Source organism: Thermoanaerobacterium thermosulfurigenes (genome assembly GCF_051201035.1).
Classification (GTDB): domain Bacteria; phylum Bacillota; class Thermoanaerobacteria; order Thermoanaerobacterales; family Thermoanaerobacteraceae; genus Thermoanaerobacterium; species Thermoanaerobacterium thermosulfurigenes.
Map to the genome: position 1 here is coordinate 1 of NZ_JBPODR010000066.1, position 2,497 is coordinate 2,497.

A 2,497-nucleotide genomic window follows, 5' to 3' on the forward strand; every position below is an offset into this window, starting at 1 on the left:
TTATAATACCTTTAACAGGTAATTGCAATACTATTTCAAATTGAATTATTAATTTTAATTTATGCAATTTTCTGTATAAATACCTGAAATTATTGCTTTATATTTGCAGCATAAAATTCTGTTATGGTATCGTTTGAATAAGTTATAATAGAAAATTTCAATAATTTTTTAGATACTTTTTAAAATATCGCCTTTTCTATTGATTCTATAAATAAAGCTTTACATCATAACGCAGAAAGTATAAATGCGTTCGAATGTCAGAAAATATTTTGATTTTTATTAAAATATTTTAATGTATCAAAACACAAAAACTATATCAACTATTAAAAATGAATCGATGCAAAAATATCTTGATTTATTTATACAAGATTATTATTGTTTTATATGTATTATATTCGACGTATTTCATCGAAATCCTGTTTAAATGCAATAAATAATTCATGAATATTTTAGATAATTTAATTTCATTAAAAACTAATATTTGCATAATACTAAATATTTTATAAATTCTCAGATTTGTATATACTAATATAAGTGATCTATTTTTCATAAAAACGTGAAGATAAATCGAAAAAGTAGTTTATTTTTTATGTTAGCAAAATATACTTTTAAAGCAAAATCCAAAAAAATAAAAGCCATGAAAGGCTTGATATCGCTTGATTTTATATGGAGGCGGCATCCAGATTCGAACTGGAGATAAAGGTTTTGCAGACCTCTGCCTTACCACTTGGCTATGCCGCCAAATTTTGGAGCGGACAACGAGACTCGAACTCGCGACCCTCACCTTGGCAAGGTGATGCTCTACCAACTGAGCTATGTCCGCTTAACTTGATGGTGCCTCGAAGTGGAATCGAACCACTGACACAGGGATTTTCAGTCCCTTGCTCTACCGACTGAGCTATCGAGGCTTTTTAAATTTTATGGCGACCCAAAAGGGGCTCGAACCCTCGACCTCCAGCGTGACAGGCTGGCGCTCTAACCAACTGAGCTATTGGGCCATGACAGTGGTCGCAATAGGGCTCGAACCTATGACCCCCTGCTTGTAAGGCAGGTGCTCTCCCAGCTGAGCTATACGACCAATTTCCGTGACAAGTATTAGTATACATAAAAAACTCTAATTCGTCAATATCCTTTTTTAATTTTTTTATTTAGTAGTTGTAAATAATTAAAAACACCATTAAATACTTAGATGTATTTGATGGTGTTTATGTCAATTTTTAATTATAGTTATAAATTGTTACACCTTTCACAACCCTATTTACTCGTCCCTCTGGATTTGGGTTATCAGGTGTTATACTCAGATTTAACGATTTATAAAATCCCAGCATCTGTGCATAAATAATGTATAAAGGTGTTAAAAATGCTTCATCCACTTTTTCAAAATCTTGTTTTAATTTAAATATATAATCTATACTATCTAAAGATATGTTAGTAGGTAAAAATACCATTAATTTTCTCTTTCCAGGTTCATTGGCTATCTCATGTATTAAATCTAAGTCATACTTTTGTGTATAAGTATCGTTTGAAACAAAGAATCCTATCAACGTAGTATCATTAATAGCAGATTTGGGACCATGCCTAAAGCCCAAAGGAGTATTTGAATTTGTATTGACATCGCCGTGTGATAATTCTAAAGACTTTAAAGCTGCTTCTGTTGCACATCCCTTTAAATTCCCGCTACCTAAGTATATCAATCTGTCATAATTATTCCTTGATATTTCCTCTATTACTCTTGCATCTTCTTTTATTATTCTTTCAGCCTCACTTGCTAATTTTTCAAATATGTCTTTTTCATTCTCAATCTCTTCAATATGCGGCAGCATCAAGTCGGTCAAAAGCATACATGTGAAGCTGCTTGTCATAGCAAAACCATCATCATTGGATTCTTCCGGCATAAAAACATTTAAACAATTTTTCTTGTCAATTGTACCTTTCGCCATTTTTCCATCTCTATTGCATGTTATATTCAAAAAATAAACATCCTTTATAATTTTTTCTGCAAGTTCTATCGTAGCTAAACTTTCGGGACTATCGCCAGATCTTCCATGAGATATAAGAAGAGTTGGTTTATCTTCAAAGAAGAAATTCTGCGGTTTAGCGACAATATCTGTTGTATCAATAGCCTCTACATCTTTTTTAAGCATTCTCCTTAAATAACCTTCACTGCTATCTCCCACAAAAGCGGATGTTCCTGCACCAGTTAAAATAATTCTTAAATCTTTTTTTGACAATATTGGTTCTAAAAATTCGGTAATTTTAGTCTCTTGACCTAAAAGGATATCATAAAGTTCTCTCCACAAACGCGGTTGCTGCTCTATTTCTTTTGCCGTCGCATAACCTTTCCTTTCCTTCAATTCTTCTTCACTATAACCAAGTAACATGTTTTATTCCTCCTAGTATAATATGAATATTCTCGGCAACTTCTGTTGCCTGATATATCTGAATTTCAGGAGACATATTTTAAATTTATCCCCCAAAATTTCATTCTGAAATCCTT

General features: G+C 32.1%; 1 protein-coding gene and 5 tRNA genes. All 6 read right to left on the minus strand.

Going from position 1 to position 2,497, the window contains the following annotated elements:
• Positions 1-667: 667 nt before the first annotated feature.
• Positions 668-741, minus strand: a tRNA-Cys gene (locus tag HNR52_RS12120).
• Between the two features lie 6 nt (positions 742-747).
• A tRNA-Gly gene (locus tag HNR52_RS12125) sits at positions 748-823 on the minus strand.
• Positions 824-832: 9 nt separating this feature from the next.
• Positions 833-908, minus strand: a tRNA-Phe gene (locus HNR52_RS12130).
• 13 nt (positions 909-921) lie between these two features.
• A tRNA-Asp gene (locus HNR52_RS12135) sits at positions 922-998 on the minus strand.
• A gap of 7 nt (positions 999-1,005) precedes the next feature.
• Positions 1,006-1,078: transfer RNA gene (locus HNR52_RS12140), tRNA-Val, on the minus strand.
• Between the two features lie 139 nt (positions 1,079-1,217).
• Positions 1,218-2,381, minus strand: a complete 1,164-nt coding sequence (locus HNR52_RS12145) for an SIS domain-containing protein (protein WP_435620731.1) — start codon at positions 2,379-2,381, stop codon at positions 1,218-1,220.
• Positions 2,382-2,497 lie beyond the last annotated feature (116 nt).

What these genes read in the sequence shown, in the direction of transcription:
- HNR52_RS12145 (WP_435620731.1), bottom strand. Translation starts at nt 2,381, where the DNA reads ATGTTACTTGGTTATAGTGAAGAAGAATTGAAGGAAAGGAAAGGTTAT.